This is a genomic window from Enterovibrio paralichthyis (assembly GCF_019209835.1).
Classification (GTDB): Bacteria; Pseudomonadota; Gammaproteobacteria; order Enterobacterales; family Vibrionaceae; genus Enterovibrio; species Enterovibrio paralichthyis.
This window is the reverse complement of the sequence record NZ_JAHUTS010000053.1, coordinates 1-4,850: the sequence shown is the minus strand read 5'-3', so window position 1 is coordinate 4,850 and position 4,850 is coordinate 1. Positions and strand designations below refer to the sequence as shown.

4 protein-coding genes, 1 tRNA gene and 2 rRNA genes are annotated in these 4,850 nt (G+C 50.5%); 2 read left to right on the top strand and 5 right to left on the bottom strand.

Annotated features, from left to right (window positions below; all coding sequences use genetic code 11):
- Positions 1-143: 143 nt before the first annotated feature.
- Positions 144-1,415: a peptidoglycan DD-metalloendopeptidase family protein gene (locus KU854_RS24570; RefSeq protein WP_218360850.1), complete on the bottom strand. Its 1,272-nt coding sequence runs from the start codon at positions 1,413-1,415 to the stop codon at positions 144-146.
- Positions 1,416-1,656: 241 nt separating this feature from the next.
- Here KU854_RS24570 and trhP point away from each other — a divergent pair, with 241 nt between their 5' ends.
- Both trhP and KU854_RS24560 read left to right on the top strand, forming a co-directional pair.
- On the top strand, positions 1,657-3,018 hold the full coding sequence (trhP, locus tag KU854_RS24565; protein ID WP_218360849.1) for a prephenate-dependent tRNA uridine(34) hydroxylase TrhP: 1,362 nt from the start codon (positions 1,657-1,659) through the stop codon (positions 3,016-3,018).
- 3 nt (positions 3,019-3,021) lie between these two features.
- On the top strand, positions 3,022-3,276 hold the full coding sequence (locus KU854_RS24560; protein ID WP_218360848.1) for a YfhL family 4Fe-4S dicluster ferredoxin: 255 nt from the start codon (positions 3,022-3,024) through the stop codon (positions 3,274-3,276).
- A 58-nt stretch (positions 3,277-3,334) separates the two neighbouring features.
- Here the strand turns inward: KU854_RS24560 and mepA are convergent, their stop codons facing one another.
- The 4 genes from mepA to KU854_RS24540 all read right to left on the bottom strand — a co-directional run.
- Positions 3,335-4,183 (bottom strand): penicillin-insensitive murein endopeptidase, encoded by an 849-nt coding sequence (mepA, locus tag KU854_RS24555; protein WP_218360847.1) that lies wholly within the window; start codon positions 4,181-4,183, stop codon positions 3,335-3,337.
- A gap of 258 nt (positions 4,184-4,441) precedes the next feature.
- Positions 4,442-4,518 (bottom strand) — tRNA-Asp (locus KU854_RS24550).
- Positions 4,519-4,560: 42 nt separating this feature from the next.
- A 5S ribosomal RNA gene (gene rrf, locus KU854_RS24545) occupies positions 4,561-4,676 on the bottom strand.
- 96 nt (positions 4,677-4,772) lie between these two features.
- A 23S ribosomal RNA gene (locus tag KU854_RS24540) occupies positions 4,773-4,850 on the bottom strand; the annotation flags it as partial.

Genomic DNA, 4,850 nt, shown 5'->3' with positions numbered 1-4,850 from the left:
GCGAGGGTAAGGGCTGTGGTCAATTGCAAAATAAAAGGCTCTAAGTATGGGGACTTAGAGCCTTTATAAGCCATCTGTTGGATCGTTCAACCGATCATTTATCTCTTAACTGATCGGCATTAGGCTTAACGCCCTGTTTTTTTTTAGCTGAATCGCTGTGCCAACATCTTCTTGTTGTAGGCTGCCACCGACCTCTTGAATTCTGTCATCTCACTGCGAGGTACCGAAGTCGCCATAGGAATTTTGGCTTTCATCGGGTTGACTGCCCTGCCGCGGATCAACAGCTCGTAATGAATATGCGGACCGGTTACCCGCCCACTTTGTCCGGAAAGCGCAATTTTCTGACCACGACTGACTCGCTGCCCTTTGCGTACCAGGATCTTACTGTTGTGCAAATAGCGGGTACGGTACTGATTCCCGTGGTCAATCACGATGTATTTACCCGCATACGGATGGTTTCTCACCATCACAACAACACCGTCACCGGTTGAGACCACTGGGGTGCCGGTACGCACCGCAAAGTCTGTACCGTTGTGCGGTGAAACACGACCAGTTACCGGGTGTTTGCGCTTCGGATTAAAGTTGGAGCTGATACGCTCTTTGCCAATGGTTGGATAGCGCTGGAATGCACGCTGCAGACTGTCACCGTTCTGATCGTAGTAGTTGCCATCACTGTGCAGGTACGCCGTAATAGGCGCGCCCCGACGCTCAAGTCGAATCGCTTTGATCTCGCGCTGTCCACTCGGCACTCCATCAACAAACTGCTCTGCCCGCACGACTTCAAACTTGTCCCCGGCACGCAAGTCACGGGTGAAGTTGATTTTGTCTTTAAGCAGCGTCGTGATGACATCAACATCGTTGTACCTCAACCCCGCCCGACGGGCTGATACAGAAAAGCTGCCCTCGATATCACCGGCAGCGACCGTTTCCAGCCACTCGCCCGGGATCTCTATATCTGCAAATTCGTAAGTACCGTCATCCAACAAGGTGTATTGCACTTTCTGCGCAATGTTGAATTCCAGCTCAAGCTTTTCAACATGCTTTCCATTGGCATCAACCCAAAACCGCAGAATATCGTCGGGCTTAAGGGTATCAATACGCAGGTGGTTGAGGTCAGTCTCCATCAGCTTGAGTAAGTCGCTGTATGGCAGGCCAAGCTTCATGAAGATTTCGCTCAGGCTGTCACCGTTTTGAATGGTGTATTCATACTCAGGAAGATCGACCGCCTCTAGGGTGACCGTCGGGTCTGCCACTATCGCGGGGATCACTGATTCTGGGAGTTTGAGAGGGACTATCCGTATCGGCTCTTTTTGCAGCGTGTTTACCATTACAGCCACAGTGACGAGCGACAAGCTCATTATGCCAAGCAGCGATTTAGGCAATTTGCTAAACGTCTTGGTTTTCTTTTCGTACATCAATCCACATCTCAAGGTCGCATGGCGCAAGAAACTGCCGCGCCTTTCTAACAATAAAATTATTCGGTTTTCAGTGGTGCCAAACTTAAATTTCGCGAACCGTTGTAAAAGACAACATTTTCTACGATTGGTTTCCTGAATGGAACTGGCTATGTTAACAAGATCACAGTAAAATCGCCGCTCCTCCACATCATCTTTGTGATGTGGCCTGACTTACACTCAGACAAAAGAAGCTAAGAACATGTTTGTACCAGAACTTCTCTCGCCTGCGGGCAGCCTTAAAAACATGCGTTATGCGTTCGCTTACGGTGCGGATGCGGTATACGCCGGCCAGCCACGTTACAGCCTTCGTGTTCGTAACAATGAATTCAACCACGAGAACCTGCAAATCGGTATTGATGAAGCACATGCTTTAGGCAAAAAGTTCTACGTGGTGTGCAATATTCAGCCGCACAACTCGAAGCTGAAAACCTTCATCCGTGACCTGAAACCGGTCGTAGACATGGGCCCTGATGCCCTAATCATGTCTGACCCAGGCCTTATCATGATGGTGCGTGAAGCCTTCCCACACATGCCAATTCACCTGTCAGTACAGGCGAACGCAGTGAACTGGGCGACGGTGAAGTTCTGGCAAACCCAAGGTGTTGAGCGCGTGATCCTGTCCCGCGAACTGTCACTGGAAGAAATCGAAGAAATCCGCACAGAAGTGCCTGAAATGGAGCTGGAAGTATTCGTGCACGGCGCGCTGTGTATGGCTTACTCTGGCCGCTGTCTGCTGTCTGGCTACATCAACAAACGTGACCCGAACCAGGGTACCTGCACCAACGCTTGCCGCTGGGACTACAAAGTCCATGAAGCGAAAGAAGACGATGCAGGCCAGATCGTTCAGGTTCAGGAAGTCACGCCAACCTTGGGCGAAGGTGCACCGACTGACGAAGTCGTGCTGCTGGAAGAAGGCCGCCGTCCGGGTGAGCTGATGGCTGCGTTCGAAGACGAGCACGGCACTTACATCATGAACTCGAAAGATCTGCGTGCAATCCAACACGTAGACCGCCTGACCAAAATGGGCGTTCACTCGCTGAAAATCGAAGGCCGTACCAAGTCGTTCTACTACTGTGCACGCACTGCGCAGGTTTACCGTCAGGCAATTGATGATGCAGTAGCTGGCAAACCATTCGATGAAACCCTGATGAGCACCCTGGAAAGCCTGGCGCACCGCGGTTACACCGAAGGCTTCCTGCGCCGTCACACCCACAGCGAATACCAAAACTACGACTACGGCTACTCGGTTTCTGACAGCCAGCAGTTTGTCGGTGAATTCACCGGTAAACGCCGCGATGGCATGGCAGAAGTAGAAGTGAAGAACAAATTCGTTCTGGGCGACTCTATGGAGCTGATGACGCCGAAAGGCAACGTTGTGTTCACGCTGGATACCATGGAAAACCGCAAAGGCGAAGCCATTGACGATGCCAAAGGCAATGGTCACTTTGTTTACATTCCAGTCCCGGAAGACATGGATCTGGAATTCGCCTTGTTGATGCGTAACCTGGTTGATGGTGCCAACACCCGCAACCCAAACGCGCCACAAGCGGTGAGTGTATAATTTATGGCTCTGTTGATCACCGAGAAGTGCATTAACTGCGACATGTGTGATCCTGAATGTCCGAATGAGGCGATTTCATTTGGCGCAGAGATCTACGAAATTGATCCGAATAAATGCACGGAATGCGTGGGTCACTATGAAAAACCAACCTGTCAGTCGGTGTGTCCTATCACCAACTGCATCATCATCGATCCTGACAACAAGGAAAGCGATGATGAGCTGATGGAAAAATTCGTCAAATTGCAGGGCTTGGTTTAACCAAAAGCTATTCAATGAGAAAAGCGCCGATTGGCGCTTTTCTTTTATCTGCTTCTAGCTAGCGACTTGTCAGGACGACCTCACATTGGGCGGGCTTTATCTTTACTTTCTTCTTGGTCGCTTTAACCGCCTTCTCTTGCTTTTCCTCAGGCTTTGGCCGCCAGCTAATCAGCTCTGCCCCGCAGCCATCCCCTGGTGGAGGCGCTTTCTGCGAAACACAGTTGAAGCTCCCTTTCGGACACGTCAGACGCACATGCATATGATAGTGATGCCCCCACCATGGACGCACTTTCCTGAGCCAACTTCTGTCTTCCCATGCCATCCCGCACAAGGTCTCCTTGATCACTGGATGGACAAAAATACGTGCAACTTCGGGCTCTGATGCCGCCACCTGAAACAGTATCGCATGCTCTTTCATCCAGTTATCTCTGCGTAGCGAGTAGTTTTTCAGGTCGACCATACTGATTGCTGTCGGGCTTTCTATCGCGTCACCAGTTAGCGTTTCAGGGGCGAAACTTAACCAGATATCTGCATCCAAGCCGGTTTGATGACTGGAATGACCGCGGGTAAAGTTCCCACCGCGGGGCATGGCAATATCCGCAATCATCAAGTCATCCAGACCAAAGGCTTTGGTTTTCTGCGCTAACTTGGTGAGAAAGACAATCATATCCGGATGACCATAATACCGATTACGCGATGGACGGATCACCTGATAGCCTTCACCTTTGAGCGGCATCCCTTCAGCGCCACTTAAACAGCCATTGGCATAACTGCCGATCGATTGTCCGCTGCCATCAAAAGGCGCTTCCACTTCCTCCCACGGGTTAGCGTCCGCAGATGACATTGCCATCCAGAAGCCGAGCAGGAACATACAGATAAAGAGGATCATCAGAAGGTTCTTTTTCATCGCCTTAACACCGAAAGAAGACCTTTTAGATCGTAGCAGGTAGTGACCTACAGTTTAGAAAGAAAAGTGGTTTTGGGAGCAGGTGTAAAATCTTCAGATAATAAAAAGCCCCGCTATTTCTAGCGAGGCTTCTTAATAAGTGGCGGAGGGCTGGGACTCAACGCGCCGGGCTTTCGGACGCGACCAAAGTGCGAAGCACTTTTCTGGGTCGCACAAAGCAAAAAACCTCTGCATTTCTGCAGAGGTTTCTCTAAAAAGTGGCGGAGCGGACGGGACTCGAACCCGCGACCCCCGGCGTGACAGGCCGGTATTCTAACCAACTGAACTACCGCTCCACTCAAACTACTGTGTGTTCAGCACAATAATTTAAATTGGAAGCCTGGCGATGTCCTACTCTCACATGGGGAGACCCCACACTACCATCGGCGCTGTTGCGTTTCACTACTGAGTTCGGCATGGAGTCAGGTGGGTCCACAACGCTATGGTCGCCAAGCAAATTTGTTAAATCTTGGAAAGCTGTGTTTTATTTGTTCTCGTTCTTACACATTCAATGTTCTTTTCGAGTCCGTCAAAACCCCTTGGGTGTTGTATGGTTAAGCCTCACGGGCAATTAGTATCAGTTAGCTCAACGCCTCACAGCGCTTACACACCTGACCTATCTACGTCG